The sequence below is a fragment of the Primorskyibacter flagellatus genome (genome assembly GCF_900176485.1).
Classification (GTDB): domain Bacteria; phylum Pseudomonadota; class Alphaproteobacteria; order Rhodobacterales; family Rhodobacteraceae; genus Primorskyibacter; species Primorskyibacter flagellatus.
In genome coordinates, this window is record NZ_FWYD01000024.1 from 17,068 (window position 1) to 32,878 (window position 15,811).

Sequence of the window (15,811 nt, forward strand, 5' to 3'; positions counted from 1 at the left end):
CGGCGAATATACGATCAGTCCTGCGCCGTGCGGAATCCCATCCCCAGATATGTTGATCGTACTACATGGGCGGCTTTGGGCCGTTGGCCGATATTGGAACGAAGGCCGCGAAAGCAAACCCGGTCCCGCATTGCGGTTCTGGGGATGTCGAAAATGCCGCATCCGGCGTCGAGTGTCAGCTGTTGTGAAACTGCATGGCGACGAATGATTGTGAGGTGACTGGCTGCTCAGGGCTGGCCTGACCTCTCCACCACGCCCCGCAGTCCGCGCGCGCGGACATAGAGTTGCGGCACCGTGCAGCGTACGAATGCGCTCCAAGACTCATGTAGCAGTGCTTGAGACCGCAGGCGCTCGGGTCTATGTCTGCACGCAACATTGCGTAGGAGCACCCATGCCCGTTTTTCTCGACACCACCCAGCCGGATTTCGAGGCCCAGTTTGCGGCAGTTCTATCAGCCAAGCGCGAGGATAGCCCGGATGTGGATGACATTGTCGCGGGAATCATTGCCGATGTCCGGGCCCGCGGCGATGCGGCTGTGCTGGAATTGACGGCGAAATTCGACCGGTTGGATTTGGCAACCGATGGTTTGGCCTTCACACCTGCCGAGATCGAGGCGGAATGCGCAAAAGTTTCGCCTGAGGATCGCGCGGCGCTGGAAACCGCAGCCCAAAGGATCCGCGCGTATCATGTGCGGCAAATGCCCGAGGATGCGCAGTGGACGGACCCGGATGGTGCCACGCTTGGGTGGCGCTGGACGCCCGTGTCGGCGGCGGGCCTGTATGTGCCGGGCGGGCTGGCAAGCTATCCGTCCTCTGTCTTGATGAATGCCATTCCCGCGAAGGTGGCGGGGGTGCAGCGGCTGGCAATCACGGTGCCGACGCCGGACGGGGTGATCAATCCGCTGGTGCTGCTCGCGGCGCGGATCGCCGGTGTGGATGAGATCTACCGGATCGGCGGCGCTCAGGCGATTGCGGCGCTGGCATATGGGACGCAGACAATTGCGCCGGTGGACAAGATCACCGGACCCGGAAATGCCTTTGTCGCGGCAGCAAAGCGGCGGGTGTTCGGCAAGGTGGGCATCGACATGATCGCGGGTCCGTCCGAGATCCTCGTGATCGCCGATGCGGAGAACGATCCGGACTGGATCGCGCTTGATTTGATGAGCCAGGCCGAACATGATGAAAGCGCGCAATCGCTGCTGATCACTGACGATGCGGCTTTCGGTCAACGCGTGGCGCAGGCTGTCGAGGCGCGTCTGCAAACGCTGGAACGCCGAGACATTGCTGGTGCCAGTTGGCGTGACTATGGTGCCGTGATTGTGGTGCGCGATCTGGACGAGGCCGCGGCGTTGTCGGATCGAATCGCGCCGGAACATCTTGAACTATGTGTGGCGGACCCCGAAGCGCTTGCCGAGAAAACCAACCATGCAGGCGCGATCTTCCTGGGGCAGTGGACACCCGAGGCCATCGGCGATTATGTCGGTGGTCCGAACCATGTGCTGCCGACGGCGCGCTCTGCGCGGTTTTCTTCGGGCCTGTCGGTGATGGATTTCATCAAGCGGACGACAATTGCAAAGATGACACCGGCGGCGCTGCGGGTGATCGGACCGGCGGCGGAACGGCTGGCGCAGTCGGAATCGCTTGAAGCACATGGGTTGTCGGTGACGGCAAGGCTGAACAAGCTGAACGAGAAGTAGCGCGAAGCAGGTTAACCGCTGACGCGGTCCCGTTCCTCGTTGCCTGCGGATTCTATTGGCAGAGTGCCCGTTTCGCCTTGCCAGAGGTTCATCCGAATGCAACTTCCGTAGATTTCACCCTTTATAACGACACATTTTCTTGGCGAACTACGGCAGCATTGTGCTGCATTGCAGCACAAGCTAGTATTGCGCGGATAACCTGAGGAACCGCGCCCATGTCCCGCATCAGCCATATTGAACTGGACGACGCCAATCTGCCGCCGCCAACCCCTGAGATCGATCAGGAGCGGCGCGTTGCGATGTTTGATTTGCTTGAGGCCAACAGCTTTGTCTTACCCGCGCGCGATGATCGGCTTGTGCCATCCGGTCCTTATCATGTGGGGCTTTCGATCCGCGATAAGCGGCTTGTATTCGATGTCGTGACCGAAGAACACGAAAAGGCCGCAGAGTTCCATCTTTCGCTGTCGCCGTTCAGGCAGGTGGTCAAGGACTACTTCCAGATATGCAAAAGCTATTTCGACGCGGTGAAATCCCTGCCGCCCAGTCAGATTGAGACCATTGATATGGCACGCCGGGGTATCCACAACGAAGGCGCACGCATTCTGGAAGAACGTCTTGACGGCAAGGCAGAGGTTGATGCCGACACCGCCCGCCGCTTGTTCACTTTGATCTGCGTCCTGCATTTCGGGGGTTGACGCCGTATGTCGGCACTCCCTCAATCTGTCCTTTTCTGCTGCGATCACAATGCTGTACGTTCGCCCATGGCCGAGGGCATAATGAAGCATTTTTACGGACATGATGTCTACGTCCAGTCGGTTGGCGTCGTGAATGATCTGGAAATTGACGGGTTTGCTATCGCGACCTGCGCCGAGATCGGGGTAGAGCTTGCGCGCCACCGCTCGCGCAGCTTTGACGAGATGGAGCAGTTGGGAGACACGCTGTCATCCTTCGATCTCGTCGTGGCATTGTCACCGGCGTCACAGCGGCGTGCCCTGGATCTGACCCGATTTTACCATCTGACGGTGGAATATTGGCCTGTCATGGACCCGACCAGCCTGGGTGAAACCCGCGACACCAAGCTGAGCGCCTATCGTCAGACACGCGATCAAATCATAGACCAATTAACGCGCAAATGGGGGGCTTCACGGCGATGAGTTTTGCCCCTGTCTTTGCCTGTCCGGCGACGGGCGCGGCGCGCTATATTTTGGTGATGCCATGAGGATCGCCACAGCCTCTTATCCGCTCGACGTGCTGGAATGCTGGGATGGCTACGCCGCCAAACTGTCGGGCTGGGTGGCAGAGGCCTCTTCCAACGGGGCTGATCTGCTGGTCTTTCCCGAATATGCCGGGATGGAATTGGCAACTTTGGCGGGGCCGTCCGTGGCGGGCGATCTGGAGGCGTCGTTTCGCGCCGTGTCTGATCTGGTGCCTGAGGCAGATGCGCTGCATGCCGATCTGGCCCGCCGCTATAAGCTGCACATTCTGGCAGGCTCTGCCCCGGTTTTTGACCCATCGCTTGGGCACCGTCCGGTCAACCGGGCGAGGTTCTTTGCGCCGAACGGTGCAATGGGCATCCAAGACAAACAGATCATGACCCGTTACGAACGCGAGGTCGCGGATATCGTACCCGGCGCGCCTTTGCGCCTGTTCGACACGTCTTTGGGACGAATCGGCGTTCTGATTTGCTATGACAGCGAATTTCCTTTGTTGGGCCGGGCGCTTGCCGAGGCCGAATTTATGCTGGTTCCGTCCTGCACCGAAGCTCTTGCCGGTCACTCGAGGGTGCGTATCGGGGCGATGGCGCGGGCGCTGGAATCGCAATGTGTGACGGTCGTTGCGTCCACTGTTGGTACTGCACCCTGGACGGATCTGATGGATGTAAGTGTTGGAAAAGGCGGTATTTTCTGTCCGCCTGATACAGGGTTCCCAGCAACCGGCGTGATGGCGGAAGGGCAGCTTGACGAAGCGGGCTGGGTCTATGCCGATGTGGACCCGGCGGCCATTGCGCATGTCCGCCGCGACGGTGTGGTGCTGAACCGCGCCCACTGGTCTGAACAGGAGGGCAGGGCAGGCCCTATCACAATTGAACGAATGGGCTGAGATAGCCCTTGAAAATCTGGGGTTTTACGCCCATTTAAGAGCGCGCTTCGCATACTGGCGGAGTCGTTCACTTAGGAGAGAACATGGCCAAGGAAGATACGCTCGAATTCCCCGGTGTCGTGAAGGAACTCCTGCCGAATGCGACGTTTCGGGTCGAGCTTGAAAACGGCCATGAGATCATCGCACATACGGCAGGAAAGATGCGCAAGAACCGCATCCGTGTCCTTGCAGGCGACAAGGTGCAGGTGGAAATGACACCTTACGACCTGACGAAGGGTCGCATCAACTATCGCTTCAAGTAGCCGTACTTGCAGTGAAATTCATTCTCGGATCGGGCAGCCCGCGACGGCTGGAGCTGTTGGCTCAGCTTGGGCTGACGCCAGACGCCGTGCGCCCGCCCGATATCGATGAAACCCCTGTGAAAGCTGAACTGCCGCGCCCCTATTGCGCGCGCATGGCGGTCGAGAAAGTGCGCGCAGTCAAGGCGAACCCCGACGATCTGGTGCTCTGCGCCGATACGACGGTCGCATTGGGGCGGCGCATACTGGGCAAACCCGCCGATGCGGGCGAGGCCGCGCAATTCCTGCTGGCAATGTCGGGCAGGCGGCACCGCGTCATCACGGCTGTTGCCGTCAGGCGCGGTGATCGCGTCTGGGAAAAGGACGTGGTCACGCAGGTGCGGATGAAGGCGATTTCCGATCTGGAATTGAACTTTTACCTTCAAACCGGCGAATGGCGCGGCAAGGCAGGGGGCTACGGCATTCAGGGGCCTGCACAGGCCTTTATTCCGTGGATTTCCGGCAGCTTTTCCGCAGTTGTCGGTCTGCCGCTTGCGGAAACCGCAGGTTTGCTTCAGGCGGCCGGCTACCCATTATTCAAGGACGCGCCATGAAGGGCCGACAGATCATCCTCGATACATTGCGCGACCGCGAGGCGGCGGCACTGCTTGTCGATGGCGTGCTTGACGATCTTCTGGTCGAACCGGATGGCCCGCGCCCCGGCACGATCTACCGTGCGATTGCGGACCGGCCTGTGAAGGGCATGGGGGGCATGTTTCTCAAGACGCCGGACGGGATGGCGTTCCTGCGCAAGGGCACGGGCCTTCGGCCGGGCCAGCCGGTGCTGGTGCAACTGACCGGCTATCCCGAACCCGGCAAGGCGCTGCCCGTCACGCAACGCGTCCTGTTCAAAAGCCGGTATGCGATCGTCACGCCGGATGCGCCGGGAATCAACCTGTCGCGCAGCATCCGCGACGAGGAAGCCCGCGTCGAGATCTTGGCGCTTGCGCATGGGGTGATGGACGGTCCTTACGGGCTGATCCTGCGTTCTGCCTGCGAACATGCCGAACCGGAGGAGATTGGCGAAGACATCGCCTCTGTCCTGGCGCTGGCGACGCAGGTCATGGGCGATCTTGAGGGTCAAACGGAACTGCTGGTTGAAGGCGACGGGCCGCACAGTCTGGCGTGGCGTGACTGGACTGATCCAGCAGATGTCGAGACCGACCCCGGCGGGTTCGAACGTCTCGACGTGCTGGATCAGATCGACCGGCTGGCAAGCCCCGCTGTGCAGCTGGGCGGCGGCGCTGAAATGTATGTGGAACCCACACGCGCTCTGATCGCGATTGATGTGAACACCGGCGGCGATACGTCACCAGCGGCGGGGCTGAAGGCCAATATGGCGGCAGCACGGCTGCTTCCGCGGGCGTTGCGGCTGCGTGGCCTTGGCGGGCAGGTGGTTCTGGATCTCGCGCCGATGCCCAAGAAGGACCGTCGAGGATTCGAGGCCGCATTGCGCAAGGCGTTCAAGGCCGACAGCGTCGAGACCGCTTTGGTTGGCTGGACCCCGCTTGGCAATTACGAACTGCAACGTCAGAGAGGCCGCGCGCCGCTGAACTGGACCGTGTGATGAGCTGCCCGATCTGCGAAAAACCCACTGACCCGACCTACCGGCCGTTTTGTTCGAAACGCTGCGCGGATGTGGACCTGGCCAAATGGCTGACCGGGTCCTATGCGATCCCGTCGACCGATCCGGACGATGTGGACGAACTGCTCGACGCGTTGGAAGAGGCGCGCGAAGAGGATGATCCCAAACCGCACTAGGCCGCTATGGCCTTGTCGCGCCTCGATTTGCGCCTTAGGCCTTGCGGAGCTTTGAAAGGTCGGGCGATGCAAGGCAATGCGATGATACAGATGCGCGATGTCGTCCTTGTGGGCGGTGGCCATACCCACGCGCTGCTGCTGCGCATGTGGGCGATGAAACCGCTGGCAGGCGCGCGACTGACCCTTATCAACCCGGATCCGACCGCCGCCTATTCCGGCATGTTGCCCGGTTTTGTCGCCGGACATTACAGCCGGGATGCGCTGGATATAGACCTTGTGCAGCTTGCGCGTTTCGCCGGGGCGCGGCTGATCCTTGGTGCGGCGAGCGCGCTGGATGTCGAGCGTGGCGAAGTCCATATCCCAGGTCGCCCATCCATTGGATATGACCTGTGTTCGATTGATGTTGGGATCACATCCGCCATGCCGGATCTGCCGGGCTTTGCCGAACACGGGATCCCGGCCAAACCGTTGGCGGATTTCGCCGCCCGTTGGCACCAGTTTCGCACCGGGACAAACCCCGCGCGCATCGCCGTGATCGGCGGCGGGATTGCCGGTGTCGAGCTGGTTCTGGCGATGACCCATGCGCTGCGGGAACTGGGGCGCGACGCCGAGGCGCATCTGATTGATCGCGGCGCGATCCTGAAGGGGATGGCCGCGCAGACGGTTGCCAAGATGCGCGCAGCGCTTGACGACTATGGTGTCACGGTGATCGAAGACGCCGAGGTTGCCAGTGTCGGGCGGGATCATGTGACGCTGACCGACGGTCGCCAGATCATCAGCGATTTTACGACCGGTGCCGCGGGGGCAAGGCCTTACGGTTGGCTGACACGGACCGGGTTGGACCACACTGACGGGTTCCTCAATATCTCGGCGGAGTTGCAAACCTCTGACCCTCGGGTGTTCGCGGTGGGCGACTGCGCAGCGATGACCCATGCGCCGCGCCCGAAGGCCGGGGTCTACGCCGTGCGACAGGCTCCGGTATTGCTGGCCAACCTGCGCGCATGCCTGATGGAGAAGCCGCTGCGTAGTTACCGCCCGCAGAAAGACTACCTCAAGCTGGTATCGATGGGCGGCAAGCGCGCCCTGGCAGAGCGGACGGGCTATGCAGTCTCCGGCGGGCTGATGTGGCGCTGGAAAGACCACATCGACCAGAAATTCATGGCCCGGTTTCAGGATTTGCAGCCCATGCCCCCCGCACCCTTGCCGCGCGACCGGGTGGCTGGGTTGGCGGACGCCTTGGGGCCGAAACCGCTCTGCGGTGGGTGTGGGTCAAAGGTGGGGCGGGGCGCTTTGCGCGAGGTGCTTGCCGCCTTGCCCGCGCCCTCCCGTGCCGACATTCACGCGCTACCGGGCGATGATGCGGCGCTGTTGCGGGTCGGCGGGCAGCAACAGGTGCTGAGCACGGATCACCTGTCCAGCCTCACGGATGACCCTTACGTCATGGCGCGGATCGCCGCCATTCACGCGCTGGGTGACATCTGGGCGATGGGGGCCGCGCCTCAGGCGGCCACGGTCTCTGTCATCCTGCCGCGCCTGTCCGATGCGCTGACCAAGCGCACCCTGTCGGAAATCATGACCGGCGCATCTGAAGTGCTGCGCGAGGCCGGTGCCGATATCGTCGGTGGGCACAGTTCTGTTGGCGCGGCGCTGACCATCGGCTACAGCATCACCGGTCTGACCGAAGCCCCGGTAACGCTGGCCGGTGCCCGTCCCGGAGACGTGCTTATCCTCACCAAACCCATCGGCAGCGGCACAGTCATGGCCGCCGAGATGCAGTTGCAGGCCAAAGGCGCGTGGGTGGCCGAGGCCGTGCGTTACATGCAGCGGTCACAGGCAGAGGCGTCGCGTCTGCTGGCCCGTGCCCATGCCATGACCGATGTGACCGGATTCGGCCTGGCGGGGCATCTGTTGAATATCTGTCAGGCATCAGGCTGCGCGGCAGAGTTGCAAACCGGCCATGTCCCATTGCTGCCCGGCGCGTTGGAGCTTGCGCGGCAGGGCGTCCGCTCGACGCTTTTCCCTCAGAACACTGCGATGCATCCCGGTCTGCAAAGCGATCCGCTGACCGATCTGATGCTTGACCCGCAAACAGCGGGCGGTCTGCTTGCCGCCATCCCAGAGGCCGATTGCCCCGGTGTGCTGCGTGACCTGCGCGCCGCCGGGTTTCCTGCCGTGAGGGTGGGGCATCTGCTGGCGGGTGCGCCGATGGTGAAATTTGTGACTGGCTAAGACAGATCACCCGGCCGGACTGTCTTTCATATCCCAGCTCGCCACTATGGCCTCAATTCGCGCGGCGGCGGCGTCCAGCGCGGCATCATCCAGCGCATTCATGGCGACCTCCCCCAGCGTTCTCGGGTCGACCCCCTTTCGCGACTTGGCATAGGCCGGATCGTAATGCTGCTCCATCAACGCCTGCGTCAGCGCCAGCCGGTCATTGGCATCTATCATCGCGAACCAACGGTCCACGACCTCGCGTCCGCGAAAGCTCCTCAATGGGGCAAGCCGTTCGCGCAGCCTGTCAGTGTCCGAAAGGATGTCGTCATACGCGTGGTCAAGATAGACAGCCCGTGCCTTGATCGGTGCTGAAACCTCGATCCAGGGTGCCGCGCGCATCACGGCCCAAAGGCTGGGCGGCACAAGACACTCGCCCACCTTGCTTGATTCGGCCTCGATCACCACAGGGCGCGCAGGGTCCAGCCTGGCAAGCACTTGCGCGATGGCGGTCTCAAACCCTTTTTGACTGGGCTGCGGCGCGTCCATCTCGCCCAGCAACGACCCCCGATGCCTCGCCAAGCCTTCGAGATCAAGCACTTGCACGCCCCGCGCTGACAGCCGATGCAAGAGATCCGTCTTGGCTGTCCCAGTATATCCGCCCAGCAACACTGCCTTGAAGGGCAGGGGGGCAAGATGCAGCATTCGGTTCACTGCACGCCGATAGCTGCGATAGCCCCCCTCCACCGTTTCAGCTTGCCATCCGATCTGCCGCAACATCCACCCGAATGCGCCAGAGCGTTGTCCGCCCCGCCAGCAATAGACCAGTGGCCGCCAATCCCGCTCCCGATCCGCGAGCGGCCCTTCGATATGCCGGGCGGCATTCTGGAAAACCAGTGCAGCACCGATCCGGCGGGCGAGAAAGCGGCTTTCCTGCACATAGATCGTACCGACCCTGGCGCGCTCCGCGTTGTCGAGCACCGGAAGATTGATCGCCCCCGGCACATGATCCTCGGCAAATTCCGCCGGGCTGCGCACGTCAATCACGTCGTCGAACCCGTGGGTGAGAAATTGTGAAAAATCAAGGAAGTCCTGTGTCATGCGCGGCATCATATAGGCATGGCGCTCCGCCGAAAGGGCGAAGTTGACGGTGTCGCACCTCACCATCGCTCTTGCCGTGTGTCGGTCTGAGAAACTTGTTGCCAGAAGTCCCCGATTTTTACCGCTTCCCCTCTGGACACGCCCGAAGCACAGGTCTAGAAGGCCTGCACCCGAACGTCGAGACGTTCCCCATGCCCGGGTAGCTCAGGGGTAGAGCAGTGGATTGAAAATCCTCGTGTCGGTGGTTCGATTCCGCCCCCGGGCACCACATTATTAGTGTAAGAAGTTGTTTTTAAGGTTATTTTTAGAAAGAAGTGTTTTTCATCTCCTCAATTATCCACCCTTCAGTTGTGGCTGGTTTTTTACATTTGATCCATGACACTTAGTAACTGTGTCTATCGGTTGGGCTGAAGCTGCTAAGGTATGCCGGTTTAGATGATCGCGTTGGCGATTGTGACCAGCCTTCGTGCGATTGCGATAATGACGAGTTTATGTGGTTTTCCGTGCTCTTTGAGACGTTTTGCGACCGGATTGAGAACTGGATTATGACAAGCTGCGGCGAGCGCAGCCTGAAACAGCACATGTCGCAGCGATCGTCGTCCGCCAGCAATCGTTCTCCTGCCTCGCATTGCCCCGCTGACATGTGGGACCGGTACAAGGCCAGTCACGACAGCGACTTCGCCTGACGTGTTTCAGCCGAGTTCAGGCAATTCGGCGATCAACATCGCCGCAGAGATGGGACCAAATTTTCGGAATTGATCGCAGTAGGTTCGCCTTTGTGGAAAAAGCTTCCACTTGCGCGAAGATGGTTTCGATTTGCCGTTCGAGATTCTCGATGTGGGGTTGGAGCACGTATTCCAGATCGTCGTCCAAGGTCTCGACGTCGGCAGAAACACCCTGCTTCTTGCGAGCTCCCACTTGGGCTCTGAGCCGCTTGCGCATATCGACGATTTGCCCCCTTCGCGTCGTCAAGGTTCTGAGAATACTTAGATCATCTGGCAGTTCTCGCCCGACCTCAGGTCTGAATTCCATGAACCGTGCGATGAGTTCTGCATCGATCCGGTCAGTCTTCGCCCGCGTGTCCCGGTAAAGTGCGAAAGCCTTGATCTGTGCTGAAGGCAATTGGACAGCGACAATTACTGCGGCGGCAAGTTTCGTCCAGACTACCCATAGCCACAAATCCCACTTTAAAAGCGTCGGGTAGCTGCTGGATCATCGCGACCAACGCAATTTGGCTGCCCGCCGTGTTGGTATACCGGAACCGCATCTGGCCCGGAAGGCAGAACCCGTCCAGTCAATCGCGCGATACGTCTATTCCAGTGAGGGTTGAACTGATGCGGTTGTCTAATCCCTGTTGCTACGTCAATCCTTTTGCGCTTTGAAATGCACCTGCCGGATGCATGGATTCTCCGCGGTCGGCATTGGGTCGCCGCATGTTGCGGCTTCGCGGGGGCTTCAATGTGGATGACGCACTCGTTCTGAAGGACTGTGCAACCCCATCAACGGAATGTCCCGGCAGGGACAGATCAAGCGTTTTGGTTTTGAACGCTATCTGTTCGGATTCAGGTTGCGGAGCCTATCGTTGGATCGAAGACGTTCCCGGATTTCAACATCGCATGCATGATCACGGCGAGCTTGCGCGCCACAGTGACAGCGGCGCGTTTGAAGCCGGCCCTTTCGCGCAGCCCGAGACCCAAAGTGCGCAAGCTGCTTGCAGCTGAGACACGAGCCAGAATGGTCGATGCGGCCTCGTAGAGTAGACATCGCAGCTGTTTATCTCCACGACGGGAATTGTGGCCGTCAAAGTCAAGCCTTTTGCGCGAACTGCCCGGTAGAAGCCGACTTCGGCAAGATGCGCGGATGGCAACATTAGGCCGTCCCTGAACACGGCCTCTGTCTTTAACAGGCTGCTGAAAAACACCGGGCTCGACGCGGTTTCGAGAACATGATTCACCTCGGTCACAGTAGCGGCGGTGAGGGTGACGATGCGCGGGACGGACGAGGCGAGCGGATCGCTGTTCAGCTATGTGGACCTTGATGAGCGGGTTCCGGGGGGTCATCCGCTTCGCAAGGTCCGTCAGATTGTGAACGACGCGCTGTCGAGTCTCGATGCCGAGTTCGCCGTGCTCTACACCGACTTCGGCCGCCCCTCCATCGCGCCGGAGCGACTGATCCGGGCCAGCCTTCTCCAGATCCTGTTTTCGATCCGCTCGGAGCGGCAACTGATGGCGCAGATGAACTACAACCTGCTGTTCCGGTGGTTCGTCGGGCTTGGCATCGACGACGCCGTGTGGGTCCCGACCGTGTTCACCAAGAACCGCGACCGGCTGCTGACCACGGACATGTCGCGCAAGGTCATGGCCGCGATCCTGGCGCACCCTGAGGTGAAGCCACTGCTGTCGGACGAGCACTTCTCGGTGGACGGCACCCTGGTCAAGGCGTGGGCCTCCATGAAGAGTTTCCAGCCGAAGGTCAGCCCGCCACCCGATCACGACGACGATCAGGGCGACCCACCGCCGCCATCAACCCAAGAGACCCCGGCAGACACCGACCAGCCGCCCCAGCAGACCGAGACCCAGCCGATGCCCGACACAGCCCGCCAGCCCCGCAACGCCGAAGTGAACTTCCGGGGCGAGAAGCGCTCGAACACCACCCATGCCTCCGTCACGGACCCCGATGCGCGGCTCTACAAGAAGGCATCGGGTGCTGCGGCGACGCTGTGTTTCATGGGGCATACGCTGATGGAGAACCGCAACGGCCTCGTGGTGCAAGCAGATCTGACCCACGCTGATGGCCGCGGCGAGCGAAAGGCGGCGCTCGAGATGATCAATCGCCACTCCCCCGGCTCGACCCGGCACCTGACGCTCGGGGCGGATAAGGGATACGACAGCGCCGACTTCGTCGCCGATCTCAGGCGCATGGTCGTGACGCCACATGTCGCGCAGAAAGTCCGGCATTCCGCCATCGACGGGCGGACTACCCAGCATTCCGGCTACGCCTTGTCCCAGCGGTGCCGGAAGAAGATCGAGGAACCGTTCGGCTGGGCCAAGATCGTCGGCGGCATGGCCCAGACCGTTCACCGCGGCCTCGACAGGGTCCGCGCGCAGTTCACGATGACAATGGCGGCCTGCAATCTGGCCAGGTTGCCGAAACTCTTGGCAGCGTGACAAACGGAGCATCCCAGACCCGGCCACCGCAGCCGATGCCGCAGAGGACCGCCTTCAAATCGTGGCAGCAGGAACAACATCCTTCGAGTCCGACTTCTTCAGCAGCCTGTTAAGTCAAGCTTTCACTGATGATCAGTTTATCCAACTGAAGCTAAACCACCCATCGCGCCGAACTGCTTCCGCCGATTGTAATATGGAGCGGCACTAATACCAACGCTGCAACATGCAGATGCAATATTATCTCACCCGGACAGCCTCAGCCCAATCTCACGCAGAAGCCTCAGGTTGTCTTCGTCTGAATGCCGTTCCCGAGCCAATCCAAGTTTCCTCCTCTCAAGGCTTATGAACTGACCCAGTTCTGTGGGGGAAGAACAGGTGCGCCGCCTGATCGACGCGCTCTGCCATGCCCGGCTGCGCATGATGCTTCGGCTTTTCCTATCCAAAGCATAGCCAGACATTTCTTTCTCGCGGCGTTGCCCTCGGCCATTGTCCTGCCTACTGAGAGACATCTTCGCCAACATAGCGAAACGAGAGGAAATTCGATGAGCACCACACTTACGCGGCGCCACTTCATGCAGTCAACCGCCGCCCTCGGCCTTGCCTCACCCATGGTGATCACCGGCACGCGCGCTCGCGCTCAGAGTTCGTTGATCGTCGGCGACATGGGCGGCGCTTTCTATGAAGGGTTCAAGACAGGTTTCTACGATGATTTCGAAAAGGATTTCGATATCTCGATTTCGGCTACGACCATGCAGCCCGATCCGCTGCCACAGTTCAAGATGGCCGTCGATACCAATACCAATCTGTTCGATGTCGCGTTGATGACGCCGGAACACATGCTTCGTGTCCAAAATCTGGATGGAGAATATTTCGAACCACTGAACCTGACCATCGACAATCCCGAAGATTTTATCGACGGCAACTTTACCGAGTATTTCGCCGGCATCGGGATCTATGCGATGATCATGGGCTGTCGTCAGGATTCGATGGGCGAAAATTACCCCAAGACCTGGACCGAATTCTGGAACACGGAAAGCTTCCAGGGCCGTCGTGGACTGTGGCGCAGCCCGGTCACCACGCTTGAAATCGCGCTTCTGGCCGATGGTGTCGCGCCCGCGGATATCTACCCGCTGGATGTGGACCGCGCCTTTGCCGCGCTCGATCGCATCCGCAAGGATATCGACATCTGGTGGACCAGCGGTGCCCAGGCGACCCAACTTCTTCAGAACGGAGAACTGGACATGATGTCAGCCTGGTCGACGCGGGCCTATACCGCGATCGCCAGCGGAGCACCGGCCGGCCTTACTTGGGAAGGGGTCTATAACATCGATGGATGGACGATCCCGAAGGGCACCGAGAAGGTCGATCTGGCGCGTGAGTTCATCCAGTACACCATGGATCCCGAGCGGCAGGCCAAGTTCACCCAGAAGCTGGCCCTCGGACCGGCCAATCAGAAGGCCTATGACTTTATTGATCCGGATCTGGCCAAGCAATTCCCGACCGCGCCGGACAATTTCGACGGGTTGATCCTGCTGAATGCCGAATACTGGGCCGAGAACCAAGATGCTCTGACCGAACGTTTCGAGCAGTGGATTCTTTCGTAACCGACTCAACCAGGCACATTTTTGCATTGAACGGGAGCGCCCCCGCGCTCCCGCACAGGGGGACTTAGCCAATGAGTATTGCATCCGAGCAGGTGCCCGGCACGCGCCGTCCGGCCCGGCGAAAACTCGACACGATATTTCTTGCCGGTCCGGGGCTGCTGTATGTCGCGCTTTTGCTTCTGGTGCCGGCCGGGGCGCTGATCCTGCTGTCGTTCAAGAACCCGGAGACCGGTCAGCTTGAACTGACCGTGTACCGCGATCTTTTCTCGGCCGGTATCTATGTGCAGACACTCATCAATACATTCGTCATCGCTGCTCAGGTCACGCTGGTTTGCGTCGTCGTGGGGTATGTGGTGTCGGCCTGGCTGACGATGATGTCGGAAAAACGCCGCAGACTTGCGATCTGGCTGGTCCTGCTGCCGGTCTGGGTCAGCCCGTTGTTGAAGAACTTTGCCTGGATCGTGCTTCTGGCGCGCAAGGGCATCGTCGCCCAAATGTTGACCGGCCTCGGCTATGAGGGCGAGATCGACCTGCTGTTCGGGCGCGGAGCGGTGATCTTTGGTATGGCGCACGCCCTGCTGCCGATTGCCATTCTCACAATGCTGCCCACGATGCTCGGGATCGACCGGCGTCTGCTGAGTGCGTCGCAGACCATGGGGGCCGACCGCCGGCAGGCGTTCTGGCGCGTCTTCATGCCGCTCTCCATGCCGGGGGTAACTGCGGCGGGGCTATTGGTTTTCATCATCGCCATCGGGTTCTTCATCACGCCGGCGCTACTCGGCTCGCCCAGAGAGACCATGATCGGGCAGTTGATGATCACCCAGGTGCAGCAATTCTTCAACATGCGGCTGGCCGGAGCGCTCGCGACCCTGTTGCTGGTCGTGACGCTGCTGATAGTCATTCTATACGACCGCATCTTTGGTATTTCATCGGCTTCGGGCGGGGCGGGGCAGCGGGCGCACAGTTCCTGGTTCCGTCGCGGCGGCCACGCGGTGCTGGGCGCAGGTGCGGCCCTGACCGAGCCGCTGTCGCGTCTGGGTCTGGGGGCGATGGCACCCAAAGCGATGTCGGTTGTGGCGATCGTGGTTGTCGCGCTGCTCATCGTGCCGGTCATTGCCTTCCCGCCGATGGCGTTTTCGGGGTCCTCCTTCCTCGAATTTCCGCCCAAGTCGTTCTCTTTGCAATGGTTCGAGAGATACCTGACCGATCCGCAATGGACCGGTGCGACGCTGCGCTCGGTCGGGATTTCAGTGGTGGTCGGCCTGCTCGCGACAATGCTGGCAAGCCTCGCGGCCTATGGGCTGGCGCGCACGAAAACCAAGCTCGGTGGGATCGCGTTCCTTCTGTTCCTGATGCCGATGATCATTCCGAATATCGTGATCGCCGTCGCGTTGTTCTACATCTTCGCCCAATTCGGACTTGTGGCAACGGATTTCGGGATCGCGCTTGGTCATACGCTGACAGCATTGCCGATCGTCTTTGTAATCATGTTGCTTACATTTCGTGGCTTTGACTGGCGACTGGGCGACGCCGCAGCCACCCTGGGCGCATCGCCGATGCAGCGTATCCGCCATGTGCTGTTGCCGTTGATCCGCGGCGGTGCGCTGTCCGCCTTCCTCTTCGGTCTGCTGCATTCCTTCGACGAACTGACCATAGCGCTGTTCGTCGGCGGCGGAGTGAAACAGACGCTGCCCAAGAAGATGTGGGATGACATTCTTCTCAGCGTCAGCCCGACCCTGGCCGCAGCGGCCGTGGTTGTCATCCTTCTTGTGACGATTCTGTTCGTCATTGCCGAAAGAGCGAGGCCGAAATGAACACCTTGACCAAAAGAGA

Annotated in this window: 14 protein-coding genes, 1 tRNA gene and 2 pseudogenes; 13 read left to right on the top strand and 4 right to left on the bottom strand. The window is 60.7% G+C overall.

Annotated elements, in window-relative coordinates:
• The first annotated feature begins 391 nt into the window (after positions 1-391).
• The 9 genes from hisD to selD all read left to right on the top strand — a co-directional run bounded on the left by hisD (position 392) and on the right by selD (position 8,124).
• Complete coding sequence (hisD, locus tag B8991_RS18210) at positions 392-1,696, top strand: histidinol dehydrogenase (RefSeq protein WP_084354491.1); 1,305 nt, start codon at positions 392-394, stop codon at positions 1,694-1,696.
• 215 nt (positions 1,697-1,911) lie between these two features.
• Entirely contained in the window at positions 1,912-2,391 is a 480-nt protein-coding gene (locus B8991_RS18215; RefSeq protein WP_084354494.1) for a UPF0262 family protein, read from the top strand.
• Positions 2,392-2,397: 6 nt separating this feature from the next.
• Entirely contained in the window at positions 2,398-2,850 is a 453-nt protein-coding gene (locus B8991_RS18220; RefSeq protein ID WP_084354497.1) for an arsenate-mycothiol transferase ArsC, read from the top strand.
• 61 nt (positions 2,851-2,911) lie between these two features.
• On the top strand, positions 2,912-3,796 hold the full coding sequence (locus tag B8991_RS18225) for a carbon-nitrogen hydrolase family protein (protein WP_084354500.1): 885 nt from the start codon (positions 2,912-2,914) through the stop codon (positions 3,794-3,796).
• An 83-nt stretch (positions 3,797-3,879) separates the two neighbouring features.
• The gene (gene infA / locus B8991_RS18230; RefSeq protein WP_005978431.1) at positions 3,880-4,098 is read left to right on the top strand and encodes a translation initiation factor IF-1; all 219 of its coding nucleotides are present in this window, start codon (positions 3,880-3,882) and stop codon (positions 4,096-4,098) included.
• An 11-nt stretch (positions 4,099-4,109) separates the two neighbouring features.
• The gene (locus B8991_RS18235) at positions 4,110-4,688 is read left to right on the top strand and encodes a Maf family protein (protein WP_084354503.1); all 579 of its coding nucleotides are present in this window, start codon (positions 4,110-4,112) and stop codon (positions 4,686-4,688) included.
• Positions 4,685-5,701 carry a ribonuclease E/G gene (locus B8991_RS18240; protein ID WP_084354506.1) on the top strand — a complete coding sequence of 339 codons (1,017 nt, stop codon included), beginning with the start codon at positions 4,685-4,687 and terminating at the stop codon, positions 5,699-5,701. The genes B8991_RS18235 and B8991_RS18240 overlap by 4 nt, the downstream gene beginning before the upstream one ends.
• On the top strand, positions 5,701-5,895 hold the full coding sequence (locus B8991_RS18245) for a DNA gyrase inhibitor YacG (RefSeq protein ID WP_084354509.1): 195 nt from the start codon (positions 5,701-5,703) through the stop codon (positions 5,893-5,895). Before B8991_RS18240 ends, B8991_RS18245 begins: the two co-directional genes overlap by 1 nt.
• A 66-nt stretch (positions 5,896-5,961) precedes the next feature.
• The gene (gene selD, locus B8991_RS18250; RefSeq protein WP_084354513.1) at positions 5,962-8,124 is read left to right on the top strand and encodes a selenide, water dikinase SelD; all 2,163 of its coding nucleotides are present in this window, start codon (positions 5,962-5,964) and stop codon (positions 8,122-8,124) included.
• Positions 8,125-8,130: 6 nt separating this feature from the next.
• On the opposite strand, the gene mnmH is transcribed toward selD, so the two are convergent.
• Entirely contained in the window at positions 8,131-9,207 is a 1,077-nt protein-coding gene (gene mnmH / locus B8991_RS18255) for a tRNA 2-selenouridine(34) synthase MnmH (RefSeq protein ID WP_084354566.1), read from the bottom strand.
• Between the two features lie 193 nt (positions 9,208-9,400).
• On the opposite strand from mnmH, the gene B8991_RS18260 reads away from it, so the two are divergent.
• Positions 9,401-9,475: transfer RNA gene (locus B8991_RS18260), tRNA-Phe, on the top strand.
• A 163-nt stretch (positions 9,476-9,638) separates the two neighbouring features.
• On the opposite strand, the pseudogene B8991_RS22360 reads toward B8991_RS18260, so the two are convergent.
• From B8991_RS22360 to B8991_RS22050, 3 genes and pseudogenes are all read right to left on the bottom strand, one after another.
• A pseudogene (locus tag B8991_RS22360) lies at positions 9,639-9,884 on the bottom strand (transposase); the annotation flags it as partial.
• A gap of 25 nt (positions 9,885-9,909) precedes the next feature.
• Entirely contained in the window at positions 9,910-10,386 is a 477-nt protein-coding gene (locus B8991_RS21755) for an IS110 family transposase (RefSeq protein ID WP_218673255.1), read from the bottom strand.
• Positions 10,387-10,769: 383 nt separating this feature from the next.
• A pseudogene (locus B8991_RS22050) lies at positions 10,770-11,015 on the bottom strand (IS110 family transposase); the annotation flags it as partial.
• A gap of 177 nt (positions 11,016-11,192) precedes the next feature.
• Here B8991_RS22050 and B8991_RS18275 point away from each other — a divergent pair.
• The 3 genes from B8991_RS18275 (at position 11,193) to B8991_RS18285 (ending at position 15,792) form a co-directional block, all read left to right on the top strand.
• Positions 11,193-12,374, top strand: a complete 1,182-nt coding sequence (locus tag B8991_RS18275; protein WP_084354516.1) for an IS5 family transposase — start codon at positions 11,193-11,195, stop codon at positions 12,372-12,374.
• Between the two features lie 299 nt (positions 12,375-12,673).
• Positions 12,674-13,978: an ABC transporter substrate-binding protein gene (locus tag B8991_RS18280; protein WP_218673256.1), complete on the top strand. Its 1,305-nt coding sequence runs from the start codon at positions 12,674-12,676 to the stop codon at positions 13,976-13,978.
• Between the two features lie 71 nt (positions 13,979-14,049).
• Positions 14,050-15,792, top strand: coding sequence for an ABC transporter permease subunit (locus B8991_RS18285; protein WP_084354523.1), 1,743 nt, complete (start codon positions 14,050-14,052; stop codon positions 15,790-15,792).
• Positions 15,793-15,811 lie beyond the last annotated feature (19 nt).